This window comes from Gordonia sp. VNK1 (assembly GCF_040049135.1).
GTDB lineage: Bacteria > Actinomycetota > Actinomycetes > Mycobacteriales > Mycobacteriaceae > Gordonia > Gordonia oleivorans.
Window position 1 is genome coordinate 114,435 of the sequence record NZ_JBDZDJ010000009.1, and the last position, 16,164, is coordinate 130,598.

General features: G+C 65.7%; 16 protein-coding genes. 9 read left to right on the forward strand and 7 right to left on the reverse strand.

Annotated elements, in window-relative coordinates:
* Positions 1-107: 107 nt before the first annotated feature.
* From ABLE94_RS13405 to dnaA, 5 genes are all read right to left on the reverse strand, one after another.
* Entirely contained in the window at positions 108-674 is a 567-nt protein-coding gene (locus tag ABLE94_RS13405) for a DUF721 family protein (RefSeq protein ID WP_348808986.1), read from the reverse strand.
* Positions 671-1,978: a DNA replication/repair protein RecF gene (recF, locus tag ABLE94_RS13410; RefSeq protein WP_348808987.1), complete on the reverse strand. Its 1,308-nt coding sequence runs from the start codon at positions 1,976-1,978 to the stop codon at positions 671-673. The genes ABLE94_RS13405 and recF overlap by 4 nt, the downstream gene beginning before the upstream one ends.
* Before the next feature lie 3 nt (positions 1,979-1,981).
* On the reverse strand, positions 1,982-2,914 hold the full coding sequence (gene gnd / locus ABLE94_RS13415; protein ID WP_348805422.1) for a phosphogluconate dehydrogenase (NAD(+)-dependent, decarboxylating): 933 nt from the start codon (positions 2,912-2,914) through the stop codon (positions 1,982-1,984).
* Between the two features lie 106 nt (positions 2,915-3,020).
* Complete coding sequence (gene dnaN / locus ABLE94_RS13420; RefSeq protein ID WP_348808988.1) at positions 3,021-4,202, reverse strand: DNA polymerase III subunit beta; 1,182 nt, start codon at positions 4,200-4,202, stop codon at positions 3,021-3,023.
* A 721-nt stretch (positions 4,203-4,923) separates the two neighbouring features.
* Positions 4,924-6,501: a chromosomal replication initiator protein DnaA gene (gene dnaA, locus ABLE94_RS13425; protein WP_348805424.1), complete on the reverse strand. Its 1,578-nt coding sequence runs from the start codon at positions 6,499-6,501 to the stop codon at positions 4,924-4,926.
* Positions 6,502-7,072: 571 nt separating this feature from the next.
* Here dnaA and rpmH point away from each other — a divergent pair.
* The 9 genes from rpmH (at position 7,073) to ABLE94_RS13470 (ending at position 14,318) form a co-directional block, all read left to right on the forward strand.
* Positions 7,073-7,216 (forward strand): 50S ribosomal protein L34, encoded by a 144-nt coding sequence (gene rpmH / locus ABLE94_RS13430; RefSeq protein ID WP_348805425.1) that lies wholly within the window; start codon positions 7,073-7,075, stop codon positions 7,214-7,216.
* A gap of 58 nt (positions 7,217-7,274) precedes the next feature.
* Positions 7,275-7,742 (forward strand): ribonuclease P protein component, encoded by a 468-nt coding sequence (rnpA, locus tag ABLE94_RS13435; RefSeq protein ID WP_348808989.1) that lies wholly within the window; start codon positions 7,275-7,277, stop codon positions 7,740-7,742.
* Positions 7,739-8,197, forward strand: a complete 459-nt coding sequence (gene yidD, locus ABLE94_RS13440) for a membrane protein insertion efficiency factor YidD (protein ID WP_348805428.1) — start codon at positions 7,739-7,741, stop codon at positions 8,195-8,197. Before rnpA ends, yidD begins: the two co-directional genes overlap by 4 nt.
* Before the next feature lie 7 nt (positions 8,198-8,204).
* A complete protein-coding gene (gene yidC / locus ABLE94_RS13445) occupies positions 8,205-9,440 on the forward strand; it encodes a membrane protein insertase YidC (protein ID WP_348805429.1) in 1,236 nt (411 codons plus the stop codon).
* 87 nt (positions 9,441-9,527) lie between these two features.
* Positions 9,528-10,235, forward strand: coding sequence for a Jag family protein (locus ABLE94_RS13450; protein ID WP_348808990.1), 708 nt, complete (start codon positions 9,528-9,530; stop codon positions 10,233-10,235).
* Positions 10,236-10,513: 278 nt separating this feature from the next.
* Positions 10,514-11,167 carry a 16S rRNA (guanine(527)-N(7))-methyltransferase RsmG gene (gene rsmG / locus ABLE94_RS13455; protein WP_425476198.1) on the forward strand — a complete coding sequence of 218 codons (654 nt, stop codon included), beginning with the start codon at positions 10,514-10,516 and terminating at the stop codon, positions 11,165-11,167.
* Positions 11,168-11,266: 99 nt separating this feature from the next.
* A complete protein-coding gene (locus ABLE94_RS13460; RefSeq protein ID WP_348808991.1) occupies positions 11,267-12,229 on the forward strand; it encodes a ParA family protein in 963 nt (320 codons plus the stop codon).
* A gap of 89 nt (positions 12,230-12,318) precedes the next feature.
* Positions 12,319-13,380 (forward strand): ParB/RepB/Spo0J family partition protein, encoded by a 1,062-nt coding sequence (locus ABLE94_RS13465; RefSeq protein ID WP_348805432.1) that lies wholly within the window; start codon positions 12,319-12,321, stop codon positions 13,378-13,380.
* Positions 13,381-13,526: 146 nt separating this feature from the next.
* Positions 13,527-14,318, forward strand: a complete 792-nt coding sequence (locus ABLE94_RS13470) for a hypothetical protein (protein WP_348805433.1) — start codon at positions 13,527-13,529, stop codon at positions 14,316-14,318.
* An 82-nt stretch (positions 14,319-14,400) separates the two neighbouring features.
* Here the strand turns inward: ABLE94_RS13470 and ABLE94_RS13475 are convergent, their stop codons facing one another.
* Together ABLE94_RS13475 and trxA are read right to left on the reverse strand one after the other, a co-directional pair.
* Complete coding sequence (locus ABLE94_RS13475; protein WP_348805434.1) at positions 14,401-15,576, reverse strand: N-acetylmuramoyl-L-alanine amidase; 1,176 nt, start codon at positions 15,574-15,576, stop codon at positions 14,401-14,403.
* A gap of 230 nt (positions 15,577-15,806) precedes the next feature.
* A complete protein-coding gene (gene trxA, locus ABLE94_RS13480) occupies positions 15,807-16,145 on the reverse strand; it encodes a thioredoxin (protein ID WP_348805435.1) in 339 nt (112 codons plus the stop codon).
* Between the last annotated feature and the right edge of the window lie 19 nt (positions 16,146-16,164).

Here is a 16,164-nt window from a genome sequence, read left to right on the forward strand (position 1 = left end):
CGCAGACCGATTTTTTTCGACATCTGCCGGTCCGGTCGTGGTCCGTGGAGAAAATCTGCCTCAGATTCTTTCCTGGCGAGAAATCACCCGGCGCGGGCGCGGCCATCTCAGCCGTAGGTGTCCCGCGGTCCGCGACCACCCCGCACATGTCGCTCACCCTTGCGCCACGACGGCCCCTTGGGGCCGGTGATCCGCAGGGACGTCACCACCCCGTCGCCGATGGCCGCGGCGATCTTCGCCAGGATCTGGGCCTGGACGTACCGTAGCTGCGTCGCCCACGCCGTCGACTCGGCCTGCACATGTAAGACCTTCTCGCACAACGACGTTGGCTGCGCGTGGGCGGCGATGTCGGCTCCGACGATCTGTTCCCACATGCCGAACAGGGTGCCCTCGGCGATCTGCGGCTGCCAGCCGCGCTCACGCGCGATGCCGCCGACGAGGCGTCCGAATGGTTGCGGATCCCGGGAGTCGGGGCCCGCGCCGGACCAGCTGCGGCGCCCACCCCGCCGCACCCCGGACGAGCGGCGCGACGGTGATGCCCGTCCCTGACCGACGGACTTTCCGGCGGCGCGGGCCGAGGCACGGGCCTCTTCCAGTGCCCGGCGGGCACGCTCGTATCCGCTCATGCCGTCGGGACCCACCGGCCGCGGATCGGCGGACTCTGACTCGGTCATTCCGACAGTCTCCCCTCGACCTCCGACAGCATCGACTCGGACACTGACGGCTCGGACACTGTCGGCTCGAGGGATTCCGAAACAGCGGTGTCCGGGGGCTCGGGAGCCGGCTCCGCCGTCCCGGCGTCGTCGGTGACGGCCACCACCGTGGATTGGCGAGTGCCGTCGACCTTGACCAGGTCGACGCTGATGCGTCGGCCCCCGAGGCCCTCGGGGATGTCGTCGGCGACGGCGGCGGTGATGAGGATCTGCTCTGCGCCGCTGGTGAATTCGGCTAGTTTGCGTCGTCGCGCGGCATCGAGTTCGGCGAACACGTCGTCGAGCATGATCACCGGTTCGACGCCCTCCGCACGGGTCAATTCCACCGATCCCAGCCGCAGCGCCAACGCCAGCGACCACGACTCGCCATGACTCGCGAAGCCCTTCGCGATGTCGTCGCCGAGGATCAGGTCGACGTCGTCGCGGTGCGGCCCGACCAGTGACATGCCGCGGTCGATCTCCTTGTCACGCATTTCCCCGAGGCGGGTGAGCAGCACCTCACGGATGTGCTCGGGGTCGGCGGCGAGCCCGGCCGCCGGCAGGACGTCGTCTCCCGCGGAGGCCCGGTACCGCAGATCCGCCGGTCGGGAATGCGGCGCGATGGCGGCATAGGAGCCGGAGAAGTGTGGTGCCAGTTCGGTGAGCAGGTCGATGCGTGCGGCGGTGACCTGGCTGCCGTGGTCGGCCAACGCGCCATCCCAGACGTCGAGGGTGCTGATCACCGAGTCGGCCTCGGATCCACCGCGACGCAGGGCGGCGCCGGCGGTCTTGAGCAATGCCGACCGCTGTCGGAGCACCCTGTCGTAGTCGGCACGGGCCGCCGCCCATCGCGGTCCACGCTGGGCCACGAGTTCGTCGACGAAACGCCGGCGATCGGCCGGATCGCCGCGCACCAGCAGCAGATCCTCGGGCGCGAACAGCACAGTTCGCAAGACGCCCAACAGATCTCGGGGCCGGCGTTGCGGGGACGTGTTGAGCCACGCCTTGTTGGCGCCCTCGGCGTTGATCTGCAGCGACGCCGTCAGTTCGCGGCCCGCGTTCTCCACGGTGGCGGTGACGGTCGCCGACGACATCGACGAACGAACCAGTGGCGCATCGGAACTCACCCGATGAGACCGCATGGTGGCGAGGTAGAACAGGGCCTCGATGAGGTTGGTCTTGCCGAAGCCGTTGCGGCCGGTGATGATCGTCGGCCCGGGCCGCAGTTCGAGATCGACACTGCGCCACGACCGGAAGTCGCGCAGGTGCAGTTCGCGGACGAACACGGCTCAGGCGGTCGGCGAACTCGGCGGTGCACCACTGGCCCCGACCGAACGACCCGTGGTATCCCGAACGGCGTGGCCGCCGAATTGATTTCGTAACGCGGACACCGCTTTCAGAGCCGGCGATCCGTCCTGGCGGGAGGCGAAGCGGGCGAACAGCGCGGCGGAGATGACATTGGCCGGAACCGAGTGCCGGATGGCCTCCTCGACGGTCCAGCGACCCTCACCGGAGTCGGTGGTGTAGTCGGAGATACCGGCAAGCCCCGGATCCTCCTGCAACGCCCGGACCAGCAGATCCAGCAGCCACGACCGGATGACAGTGCCGTGAGTCCACGCCCGCAGCGTGCCCTCGACGTCGGTGATCAGCGGCTCGGCTGACAGCAGTTCGTATCCCTCGCCGTAGGCGTGCATCAGTCCGTACTCGATGCCGTTGTGCACCATCTTGGCGTAGTGACCCGCCCCGACCGGACCGGCATGCACGAATCCGTCGGCACGGTCCCCCTCCGGTCGCAACGCGTCGAAGATCGGCATGGCCCGCTCGATGTCGGACTCGGTTCCGCCCGCCATCAGCCCGTAGCCGTTCTCCAACCCCCAGACACCGCCGGACACACCGCAGTCGATGTAGCCGATTCCCTTGTCCCCCAACAGTTCCGAGTGTTGCTGATCGTCGGTGTAGCGGGAGTTGCCTCCATCGATGACGATGTCACCGGGGTCCAACGCGTCGGCGAGGGAGGCGATGGTGGATCGGGTCGGGTCGCCGGAGGGAACCATCACCCAGATCACCCGTGGCGCATCGAGGGCGGCGACGAGATCGGTGAGGGATCCGACGTCGGTGACGTCCGGACGCGGGTCGTAGCCGATCACCTGGTGCCCGGCGTCGGCGATCCGGGTGCGCATGTTGGCACCCATCTTTCCCAGTCCGACGAGGCCCAGTTGCATCGCAGTCCTTCCGATCCGAGTGCCAAGATGTGGTTGAGCGACAACGATTTTCGCAGACGATCGCTCGTTGCGGACGGTGGTCGTCCGGCGACGTCCGCGGGACGGATCAGCCGGGCAACCGGACCGGCATCAGCAGGTAGCTGAACGCGCTGTCGGGAGCCACGAACGCACCGGATTCGTCGGCGACGGGGGCCTCACCGTTCGAGATCCGCAGCACCGCGGGACGACTCGGGGTGGTGAAACCGAAATCCACCGACTTCGCGTTGATCGCCGACAACCCGTCCTGCAGGTACCCGGGGTTGAAGGCGATCGTCAGCGGTTCGCCCTGGAAGACGACCTCGAGTTCCTCCTCGGCCTTGCCCGCCTCGTCGCCGCCGGCCGTCAGCAGCACCGAACCCTCGGTGAACTCCATCCGGACCTGCGCACCGCGCTCGGCCACCAGGGCAACACGTTTGATCGCCTCGATCAGTGGGGCACTCTCGATGGTGGCGACCGCGGTGTGCGACGCCGGCAGCAACTGCCGGAACTTCGGGAACTCCGCGTCGAGCAACCGGGTGGTGTTCTGCTTGGTCGCGCCCAGAATCCCCAGGATCCCTTCGGCACCGATGGCGTCGCCCGCTCCGAAGGCCAACCGGACCGAACCGGTCCCCTCGGCGCCCGCGGTCTTCGCGCTCTCCGACAGGGTCTTGGCCGGCACCAGCACCGCACCACTCACGTCCGGTTGCACCGGTTCCCATTCCAGTTCACGCACCGCGAGCCGGAAGCGGTCCGTTGCGGCCAGAACCACCGAATTGCCCTCGATCTCGACGCGCACACCGGTGAGCATCGGCAGGGTGTCGTCGCGACCGGCGGCCACCGCAACCTGTGAGACCGCCTCGGCGAACACATCCGCGGGGATGGATCCGGTGACCGCGGGTACCTCGGGAAGCTGCGGGTAGTCCTCGACCGGCATCGTCGGCAACGAGAACTTGGCGCTACCGCAGGCGATCGCGACCCGGGATCCGTCCAGACTCACATCGACCGGTTTCGACGGGAGTGCTCGGGTGATGTCGGCCAGCAAGCGGCCCGACACCAGCACCTTGCCGGGTTCGGCGATCTCCGCGGAGATCGACTCCTGGGCCGACACCTCGTAATCGAACCCGGAGATCGTCAGGCCACCGCCGGTCGTCTCGTCGGAGGCATCGAGAACCACACATCCGAGCACCGGAACGGGGGGACGGGACGGCAGGCTACGGGCAACCCAGGCAACGGATTCGGAGAACTCGTCGCGCGCGACACGGAACTTCATAACGGGGGATGCGCCCTTCTCTCGGTTGCGTCTGCCGGGTTCGGAAATCGTCGTCGTCGATGCGTGGTCGGTGCCGGGCAGCGCGCGGGCAGGCGGCCACGATCGAGGATCGGGAGTTCCCACTCTAGAACGCCGATACGACCCGGTGGGTGATTGGGGTCAAGTCGCCACGCCGGGAGATGGGCGATCTCGACCGGCCCGGCCGGCACGTGTGTACACACATGCTTCTTGAAAGAAGATCTCTTGAAGAAGAGATCAACAATAGTTGTAGGCACTGTGGATCCTGTGGAGTTCATGCCATCGTCCGAGGACAGCAGGCATGCGGTGCTGTGGATGGCCGGTGGAGGAATGCTGGACGTCTGACCCCGTCGATGTGGATGACCGATGTTGTTCGTTTTCTGTCCACCCTCTGTGCACAGCCCGGGGCCAGAAATCCCACGATTCATCCACATGCGGCGACCTGGGGATTTGCGACCCGACGAGGCACGTGCCGAGCCGGGATCCGGCGTGGATCACACGTCGCACACCTCGGGCACGGGTTGAGAGTTGGTGTCGTGGGACGACGTCCTCGCGTGGGAGCACGGCCCATACGGGCGGCCGCAGCGCGGCGAGAGCCACGCGGCACAACGAAAGACCACGGGGCACGACGAGACGAAAGACCACCGAGCACGACGCGAGACCACGTGGAGCGGTCTCGGTGAGGAGGGTGTGCGGAGCGGTGTCAGCGCTCGGCGCGCTGCTTGATCCGGGCGGTGAGTTCCTGGACGTAGTCGTAGACCTTGCGACGCTCGGCCATCTCCTTGCGGATCTTGCGTTCGGCGTACATGACGGTCGTGTGATCGCGGTCGAAGGTCTCACCGATCTTCGGCAGCGACAGGTCGGTGAGCTCGCGGCACAGGTACATCGAGATCTGGCGGGCCTGGGCGAGCGACCGCGTCTTGCCGGGTCCACGGAGCTCCTCGACGGAGATGTCGAAGTATTCGGCGGTGATGGCCAGGATGCTGGCGGCGCTGATCTCCAGCGAATCGGAGTTCGGCAGCAGCGCCTGCAGCACCACGTCGGCCAGCGACTTGTCGAGCGCGGCGTTGTTGAGTGAGGCGAACGCGGTGACGCGGATCAGCGCACCCTCGAGTTCGCGGATATTGCGTTCGATCTTGGAGGCGATCAGCTCGAGGACGTCGTCGGGCACGGCGATGTTGTCCATCTGCGCCTTCTTGCGCAGGATCGCGATCCGGGTCTCCAGATCCGGCGGCTGCACGTCGGTGATCAGTCCCCACTCGAATCGGGTGCGGAGCCGATCCTCCAGTGTCGCAAGCTGTTTCGGCGGCCGATCGGAGGAGATGACGATCTGCTTGCTGGTGTTGTGCAGCGTGTTGAAGGTGTGGAAGAACTCTTCCTGGATACCTTCCTTGCCGATCAGGAACTGGATGTCGTCGACGAGCAGCACGTCGACGTCGCGGTAGCGGCGTTTGAACGCCACCCGACGATCGTCACGCAGGGAGTTGATGAAGTCGTTGGTGAACTCTTCGGTCGAGACGTACTTCACGCGCATCCCGGGGAACAGGCGCTGGGCGTAGTGGCCGGCGGCGTGCAGCAGATGGGTCTTGCCGAGCCCGGATTCTCCCCAGATGAACAACGGGTTGTAGGCGCGCGCGGGGGCCTCGGCGACGGCGACCGCCGAGGCGTGGGCGAAACGATTGGACGCGCCGATGACGAAGGTGTCGAAGGTGTACTTCGGGTTGAGGCTCACCGGGGAGGTTGCCGCCGACGTGCTCGTCGGCCGTTCCGCGAAATACGACGACCAGTCCGTGGTCGCGGATCCGTTGGTGGCGGCCGGGCTGTGCGTCACGGGTGTGGCGGTGCCCGGCGCCGGCGGGGGTGGGGTGTCGAAGTTGGTGGACACCGGCTGGCCCGCGAAGGTCTCGCCGGTGGTTTCGGAACCGAATGCCGGTCCCCCGACAGGACGCGTCGGCGGTGGCGTGGCGGCCATCGGATCCGAAGGTGTGTCGTCCTCGACGGGCTGCGGAGTGGTGGTACGCACGCCCAGGTCGACGGGTTGGCCGAGCATCCGACTCAACGTCGTGCGGATCGTGTCCCGAAGATTGCGTTCGATCTGTTCCTGCACCAGCGGGGTGGGTACCGCCAGCAGCGCGAAACCCTCGGCGAGGGTGAGCGGCTGCACCAACGACAGCCATGCCTTCTGTTGCCTCGACAGGGGTTCGTGGTCGGCGGAATCGTCGTTGAGTTCGGCGACGACCTGCTGCCACACCTCGCCGAACGAAGCGCGATCGGTAGTCACAGCTGATCCTCCTGCCCGGCGCCACGAACGGGTGGGTGTCACTGCGCTCGAATGCCTGAAACGGCCGACCCCGCTGGTCCGTCGCCACGACGAAAGTACCAGGATCGGATGAGGTCGACGTTCCCTTGGCGACGCTGGGGAGACTTGTCCACACGGTTATCCACATCTGTGAATAAAAGGGGGGAGCCACGACCCGGGATGGTCGGGGACGCGCTGCGCGGCAGCGGCGCGACAACGTGGGAGAACCGTAACAGACTCCGCCCGGCACCCTCCAGCAGAATCCCCCGACCGACGGCACGGTTACGCCCCTGGCCTGGCCGATTGGCGCTCGTTTGATTTGGCCCGGCCCGCTCCCGTACTCTCGACTGGTCATCCAGGTTGCGGATTTGCGGTGGATCACGTCGTCTGTGCCGGTCGTCACGAGAGTGTGCATCACTCGAGTCGCGGCCGGTGGGGGTGGCGCCACCAACCGGCACGAGTCCGGCACCGCGTCGGATAAGCAGAGACCACCACACGATGTGGGAACGCCGTGCAAGTCGGCGTGCCACATCCCAGAGCACAAGGAGTCACCGTGGCCAAGGGCAAGCGGACTTTCCAGCCCAACAATCGTCGTCGTGCGCGCGTGCACGGGTTCCGTCTGCGTATGCGCACCCGCGCCGGCCGCGCGATCGTCAATTCCCGTCGCAGCAAGGGCCGCTCGAAGCTCACGGCCTGATCTCGATCTGCGTCTGCCGATCGTGGAGCTGCGTCTCCCGGTCGGTTCGTAGTGTTCGATGATGTCGGCCGATCATCGGATCTCTCGTGGATCCGACTTCTCCCGCACACTCAAACGCGGTGTGCGGTCGACCACTCGTGATCTCGTCGTCAGTGTCGCGGTGGTGCCGACCATGTGGCCCGATCCGTCGGGTCGTCGGCGCACCGTCGACATGACCGGTGGTCCCTGGTTGGGACTGATCGTCAGCAAGTCCGTCGGCTCGGCGGTCGTGCGACACCGGGTTGCACGTCGGATCCGGGCGGCTTTCCGATCCGTGATGGATTCAGCGCCCGCCGACGAGACATTCGTCGTGGTTCGCGCCCTCCCCGGCGCCGCATCTGTTGGCAGCGACCAACTCGCCGAACAGTTGCGCGAGGTGTTCGGGCGTCGCCGTGTCCGCCAGTTGGCTCCCAACGCAGCGCCGTCGACCGGCAGGCTGTCAACCGGCGGGCCGTCAACCAACAAAGTGTCGGGAGTTCGGGAATGACTCGCCCCGTGACCACCGACTCCCCCGCCGCCGATGACGTGGTTGATGACGCTGCCGAGGTCGGTCTGTCGGCTCGGTGTCTGCGAGCTCTTCATCTCCTCCCCCGCCGCACGGTCATCTTCCTGATCGAGCTCTACCGCACCTGGGTCTCTCCGCTGCGATTGCCGACCTGTCGGTTCGAACCGACCTGTTCCGGGTATGCGGTGGAAGCACTCTCGATGCACGGCTTCTTCCACGGCGGAGCACTCGCGGTCATCCGGCTGTGCAAGTGCGGCCCGTGGCACAAACCTGGTTATGACCCGGTACCCGAGCGCGGGTTCCGGCATCGTCCGCCATCACCAGAGGAGACATCGGAGGCCGGTCAGCCCGGCGGCGATCCTCCCGACGACGAGGGACAGACGTCCAACCGCACCGCCGACGACGGCGTAGGCGCATCTACGAGAAGTGAGGGATAGCTGACCCGTGCTGAACTTCATCTATTGGCCGGTATCCGCGATCATGTGGTTCTGGCACTGGCTGTTCGACTTTGTCACGCCGGATAGTCCTGGTGGCGATGGCATCGCGTGGGCGTTGTCGGTGGTGTTCCTGGTCTTCACCCTGCGTGCGATCCTCTACAAGCCCTTCGTGAAGCAGATTCGCACCACGAAGAAGATGCAGGAGATCAATCCGCAGCTGCAGGCGATCCGCAAGAAGTACGCCAAGGATCGGGTCAAGATGACCGAGGAGATGCAGAAGCTGCAGAAGGAGCACGGCTTCAATCCCCTGCTCGGATGTCTGCCGATGCTGCTGCAGATCCCGGTGTTCATCGGTCTGTTCCACGTGCTGCGATCGTTCAACCGGACCGCGACCGGAATGGGTCAGCTGGGGATGTCTCCGGAGGAGACCCGGTCGGTCGGCAACTACATCTTCAGCGTCGACCAGGTGCAGAACTTCCTCGACGCCCGCCTCTTCGGGGTGCCGCTGTCGTCGTACATCACCGAGCCCAAGACCGAGTGGGCGGCGTTCGTTCAGCCCGGCCAGCCGATCGACTTCGACCGCTGGGACATCGCCATCGTCGTCATCCCGATGATGATCGTGGCCTCGATCGCGACCCACATGAACTCCCGCGCCTCGGTGGCACGTCAGCCGGCGGCCGCCCTGGAGAACCCGCAGACCCGCATGATGAACATGCTGGCGCTCTACATCTTCCCGCTGGGCATCCTGGTGACCGGACCGTTCTTCCCCGTCGCCATCCTCCTGTACTGGATGAGCAACAACATCTGGACCTACGGCCAGCAGCACCTCGTGTTCGGTCGGATCGAGAAGGAAGAGGAAGAGGCGCGGCTCGCCAAGCAGGAGAAGCTCAAGGCCAACGCTCCCAAGCCGGGTGTGAAGCCGGACCGTTCCAAGAAGCAGGGTTCCACGTCGAACTCCGACGACGATGAGTCGACGGGGCTGTCGCTGACGAAGGGTGACGACGCGACAGATGCCGCGCCGAAGAAGTCGTCGGGCGGAGGCTCGACGAGCGACTCGGCAAGCGACTCGGGGACGGCGGAGTCGGTGGCCGAGAACGAGGCGGCCGCGACGCCCGACACCAAGCCACGCCCCGGCCAGAAACCGGCGCGAGCGTCCGGTGGTCCCGGTCCCGGGAACAAGAACCAATCCGCTGCCAAACGCGGCGGCGGTAAACGCGGGAACCGCAAGGGCGGTAGACGCTGACCGCGAGGTCGCGCGCCGCATTCCCGGCTGGCGGATCGACCGGCCCGACACAGACCTGACAGGTACGAGCAAGAAGGTGGAACCCAGATGACAGCAGAGACTGCGACTCAGGGAGAGCACGACGTGAACGCTGAGGCGGTGTCCCAGGAGACCGTGTCCCAGGAGACCGTGGCCGACGAGACCGTGGCCGAGGAAGCGGCGGGCGCGGATTCGGACGGTGCGGATTCGGACGGTGCGGTGCAGGGTGCTGACGCCGGTGAGGCTGACGCCGACGCCGACGCCGACGCTGAGGATGCCGAGGATGCCGAGGACGACGAGTCGGAGGAGGACGGCGACGGGCTGTTCGAGGAGGGCGAGATCGCCGGTGACTACCTCGAGCAGTTGCTGGACGTCCTGGACTTCGATGGCGACATTGATCTCGATGTCGACGGTGACCGCGCGATCGTCAGTATCGATGGCGGCGATGATCTGGCGAAGCTCGTCGGACGCAAGGGCGAGGTTCTCGACGCCCTGCAGGAACTCACTCGCCTTGCCGTTCAGCAGGTGACCGGAGATCGGAGTCGACTGATGCTGGACATCGCTCGCTGGCGTGCCGATCGTCGCGACCGGCTGGCGCGTTTGGGTACCGAGGTTGCCGAGCGTGTCCGTGCGGAAGGCGATCGCGAGGCGCTGGATCCGATGACGCCGTTCGAGCGCAAGATTGTGCATGACGCGGTGGCCGCTGTGGATGGCGTGATCAGCGAGAGCGAGGGCGTGGAGCCCAAGCGTAGGGTCGTGGTGATCAAGGTCGATTGACCGACGATCCGCTGATGCGGATGGTAGCGAGCAAGGGAGTCCCGGTCGTTTGGCCGGGACTTCGTTGTTCCCGGGGTGGAAACTACATTGATGTGATTCCGCTGTTTCACGTGAAACGGCGGTGAGCGATCAGCGACAAGGATGGTCTGTTTCACGTGAAACCTGAGCCTTCGGAGGATCAGAGCCCGCACGAGCCCTCGGCCACGGGTGACTCCCCTCCCCCATCGGCCGCGAAGGTGTTCGGTGATCGCTTGGACGCCGCGGAGCGGTATCGATCGATGCTTGCGACGGACGGTACCGTCCGCGGGCTGATCGGCCCCCGCGAGGTGCTGCGTCTGTGGGACCGTCATCTCGTCAACTGTGCGGTGATCGGTGAGTTGATCGACGAGGGCCAGTCGGTGATCGACATCGGAAGCGGAGCAGGCCTGCCGGGGATCCCGTTGGCCATCGCGCGTCCGGATCTCAACATCACCCTGATCGAACCGCTCCTCCGGCGGACGACCTTTCTGGAGGAGGTTGTCGAGAGACTCGATCTGAATGTTCGCGTGATACGGGGTCGTGCCGAGGAGAAGACTGTGCTCGCCGAAGTAGAGCCGGCCGATGTTGTCACGTCGCGGGCCGTCGCACCGCTCGAACGGCTGGTCCGATGGTCGGCTCCACTGATCTCTCCGGCGGGCCGCTTGGTGGCCATCAAAGGGTCGTCGGCCGAAGATGAGATCGCTCGTGACTGGCAGCGTGCTGCGAAGCTCGGGATCGTCGATCTGAAAGCACAGACGTGCGGCGCCGATGTGTTGGAGCAGGCGACGACGGTGATCGTGGGATTCAAGCGCGGTGGCTCGGGGCGATCACGCGAGAAGGACGCCGGGGGCGTCGGGAATCCGTCTCGTCGGAGTGCGGGACCGAACTCGTCGGTCCGGAAGTCAGGGAGGTAATTGGTGCGGATCGGTCGGAGAGCGCAAAATAGGAGGGCGTCATCGAGTGCCTCCGATACCTCTGAGGACACCCAATCTGTCGGGCAAAGGAGTCCCAGCGTGGTCGAGAAAGACCCGAAGGTTTCACGTGAAACGTCACACAATGGCGCGGGTGGCGCCACACAGGATTCTCTCGACGACACACCGATCGCAGCCGCGGCGGCACGAGCCAGTCAGGTCCTGACGCCTGGTGCGTCCGGTCAACTCCCCCACCCCGCCGCCACCCGGATCCTCACCGTCGCCAATCAGAAGGGTGGGGTCGGGAAGACCACCACCGCGGTGAACCTGGCGGCCGGGCTGGCGGTGCATGGACTGCGGGTGCTCGTCGTCGATCTCGATCCGCAGGGCAATGCGAGCACGGCACTGGGTATCGATCACCGGGCACCGGACATCGCGTCGGTGTACGAGTTGCTGATCGACGAGGTGACGATCCGCGATGCGGTCCAACAGAGTCCCGCCAACGAGAACCTCTTCTGTGTGCCCGCGACTCTCGATCTCGCCGGCGCTGAGATTGAGTTGGTGTCGCTCGTCGCCCGCGAGAATCGGCTGCGCAACGCACTGAGCGACGACTCCATCGCGGAGTTCGGATTCGACTACATCTTCATCGACTGCCCCCCATCGCTGGGACTGCTGACGGTGAACGCGATGGTCGCGGCGCGCGAAGTGCTCATCCCGATCCAATGCGAGTACTACGCCCTCGAGGGTGTCGGTCAGCTACTCCGCAACATCGAACTCGTGCAGGCGCACCTGAACAAAGATCTGCACGTCTCGACGATCCTGCTGACGATGTACGACGGACGCACGAAGCTCGCCGATCAGGTTGCCGAGGAGGTGCGCCGACACTTCGGCAGCAAAGTCCTATCGACCATCATTCCGCGCAGCGTCAAGGTGTCCGAGGCTCCGGGCTACGGGATGACCATCATCGAATACGACCCGGGTTCACGTGGATCAATGAGCTACCTCGACGCCGCCCGAGAACTCGCGATGAAGAGCCAGACGACCGAATCCGGTGTCAGTCCCTGACGCCGCCCGGCCTGCGCGCCTCAGGCCGTCACCCATCCAGCAGTCGAGAAGCATCAGTTCATGAACACCGTCGGGTCGAGAGGATTTCCGTGAGTCAGAAGGACACTGCGCGACGAGGAGGGCTCGGACGCGGGTTGGCGGCGCTGATCCCGACGGGTCCCACCGAGGGTGATCCGACCGCGCCGAAGTTGGGTGCGGCGGCTGCCGATGTGGTGATCGGTACCGGTAACGGCGGGGCGGCCGGCGCGGGCACGAAGAGTCGTATGTCGACCGCGCGTACGGACACCACCGATGCCGTCTCCCCCGCCGGAACCGTCGATGAGGTCGGCGCGGTCTACCGCGAGATTCCTCCCAATCTCATCCAGCCCAATCCGCAGCAGCCCCGAAGTGTGTTCGACGAGGACGCTCTCAACGAACTGATCCACTCGATCAGGGAGTTCGGTCTCATGCAGCCGATCGTCGTGCGGCGGCTGCCGAAGCCCACCGCCGACGGCGTCGAGTTCCAGCTCGTCATGGGCGAGCGTCGGTGGCGCGCCAGCCAGGAAGCCGGCCTCGACGCCATTCCGGCGATCGTGCGGGAGACCCCTGACGGTGACATGCTTCGCGATGCGCTGCTCGAGAACATCCACCGCGCACAGCTGAATCCCTTGGAAGAGGCGGCGGCGTATCAGCAATTGCTCGATGAGTTCGACGTGACACATGAGGAGCTGGCGAACCGGTTGGGGCGCTCGCGGCCGGTGATCACGAACATGATCCGCCTGCTGAAGCTGCCGATCCCGGTGCAGCGTCGCGTGGCCGCCGGTGTGTTGTCGGCCGGGCACGCTCGTGCATTGTTGTCGTTGGAGGTCGGCAGCGACGCGCAGGAGGCTCTGGCGGCGCGCATCGTCGCCGAGGGTTTGTCGGTGCGCGCGACGGAGGAGGCGGTGACACTTGCGAACCGCGATGACGGCTCCGCAACCACCCCGTCCCCGGCAGCCAAACGCAAGCCGATGCAGATGCCCGGGCTCCAGGACCTCGCCGAGCGGCTGTCCGATCGTCTCGATACCCGGGTGACGGTCAGCCTCGGCAAGCGCAAGGGCAAGATTGTCGTCGAGTTCGGATCCGTCGACGATCTCCAGCGGATTGTCGGTCTGGTCGACCCGGGGAAGTGATATCACCGACGATTTTCCACGACCAACCACCCTCGGGAGTAACGTCACAGTGACGCATCTAGTTGCGCGAATCCTGCGGATCGACGGCAGCCTTTGCAGCTCAACGTTTTTCGGGACCAGCGCGGTGACAGGACGGACGATCTGACATGGAACCGGTGATCTCGCGTCTGAGTCTCGAATCCTTCGAGTCGCTACCACCGCACGCGCGACGATGTGTCTTCTGGGAGGTCGATCCAGGAACGGTGGGCGGCGACGATCTCGACACCGTCTGCGTTGCCGACACCTCAACGTTCGAGAGCGAGTTCGACAAGGAAGCGTGGATCTCCTCGGTGCTCCTCGAATGGGGTGCGTGCGGACAGTTCGCCACCGATCCGTCGACCGGCGTTGTCGTGGGTACCGCGTTCTATGCACCGCCCGGACGCATTCCGCGGTCCCGGCTGTTTCCGACGTCGCCCGTCAGTGCTGACGCGGTGCTGCTGTCATCGATTCACGTGGAACCGGGGTACGAGGAGGTCGCCAGTCCCCTTCTTGACGCCGTCGTCACCGATCTCATTCGACGTGGCGTACGCGCCGTCGAGGCGTTCGGGTTGGTGCGCGCCGGCGGTTCTGCCGATGATCGTGGTTCGGACCCGTCCGGTGTGCGCGATATCAGCGAGTGGTCGGATGAGGAGATCGTGAACGTGGCACGAGAGATCCTCGACAACCCGCAACCGGATCTGTGTACGCGGTGTCTGATCGATGCCGCGTTCCTGAAGGCATCCGGCTTCGATGTGGTCGCCTCACACGCGCGTTTCCCCCGGTTTCGTCTCGAACTGGACGAAGGCCTGGGATGGAAGTCGGAGGTCGAGGGCGCCCTGGAGAAACTGGTGGTGATGGCGGCGATCGATCTGGCCGGAAAGACCCGGACGTTCGCACCGATCGGCAGGCGCGCTACGTAGTCGACGCGTTATGGGTGACGCGTCGTGACGAGGTGGACGTGCTCCGAAAAAGATTCGGAGCACGTCGAATTGGGATCTCGACTCAGGAAATCTCTTCGGCGGCAAGAAGATCGGCGAAGGTGTACGTCCCGGTGGGCCGGTCGTCGTTGCCGAGCAGATACAGTCGCTTGACCGCGACGAGGACGGCCTCGGCAATCACGTTGCGGTAGTTGGGATCCTCGAGCGTCTCGGCGTCGTCGGGATTGGTGATGTACCCGACGTCGATCATGGCGACCGGCATCCTGGTGAGCCGCAACAGTTCCCACGTACGTTCGTGCGTGCGGCAGTCGATCAGCGGGGTGCGCGCGGCGACCTCACGTTGGATGAAGCCGGCGAGGTTGCGGCCGATCGTGGAGTACGAACCGTGGCTGTTGCCGAAGTAGAAGGAGGCCACGCCGCTGGCGGTCGCGTTCGGGTAGTGGCCGAAGCGCAGCGAGATCATCAGGTCGGCATCGATCATGTTGGCGACGCGGGCGCGATCCTCGTCGGTGGGTGCTCCCCGACCGTCGTGGGACAGGAACGTTTCCATGCCGGCGGCGGCCATCCGGCCTTCGAGTCGTGCGGCGAGATCCCAGAGCAGTCGGCTTTCCTGGTCGGCGAGCGCGCCGGTGGACAGGTCGTGCATGCCGCCGGTACCGGGGTCGATGACGATACGTTTGCCGGAGAGCCGGGGGCCGGAGCGACGGACGTGCTCTTCCTCGCGGATCGCGTACGGGGAACCGCCGGTGACGCGGGTGCCCAGACGTTCCAGCGACCGCAGAGTGGACGGGCCGCAGATGCCGTCGGCGGACAGACCGTACTCACTCTGATACAGGCACACCGCGTTGTGGGTGGTCTCGCCGAAGACGCCGTCGACCAGGGCCGTGTAGTAGCCGAGATTCTGGAGGCGGCCCTGCAGGGTGGCCACGTCGTCGCCCACCATCGGGGACGACAGACGGTAGAGCAGTACTCGCGCTCCGAGCTGGTAGGACGCCTCGCGCAGGGCGCGGTAGGTGGCGGGGCCGACGATGCCGTCGACGATCAGTCCGCGCTGCTGCTGGAACGCGCGGACGGCGTGGTCGGTGTCCTCGTCGAAGGTGTGTCCGCGGATCTCGTCCGGCGAACCGTCGCCGTCGGCGGCGTGACGTCCGCGCGTGACGGGCATGAGGCCTTGTCCGGCGAGGATGGATCGGATCTCGGCGACGGCCGAACCCTGATCACCCAGTCGGAATGTTGGCATCTCAACTCCTTGTTGGCGCGGGACGCGTCGTTGTCCTTGCGCTGCATGGTCACGCCGATCGCGCTGTGAGGCTCTCGGTAGAGGCGAGCGCGCACCAGGCGGACCAGGTGCATTCTGTCAGTTCCGTAGTACGCGGACCAAACCGAACACGGGCACAGAAACATCACGGACGCCGTCACCAGCGAAAACACCGACGACGACGCCCGTGTGGAGGTTGTCACCCCCGCATGTCAGGCGTTGGAGCCGACCACCGAATCGAGTTCGCGCAGCAGGGCGGCCTTGCCCTTCGCGCCGACGATGGTCTTGGTGGGCTTGCCGTTCTCGAACAGGATCATGGTCGGGATCGACATGATCTGGAAGTCACGGGCCGTGGCCGGATTGGCGTCGACGTCGAGTTTGGCGACGGTCAACTTGTCGGCGTGCGCGCCGGCGATCTCCTCCAGGACCGGTGCCACCATGCGGCACGGACCGCACCAGGTTGCCCAGAAGTCGACGAGTACCGGCTTGTCGGATCCGAGGACGTCGTCCTTGAAGGTGGCGTCGGTGACGGCCACGGTGTTGGCTCCCATGAGTGTTCCTCCTGTTGTT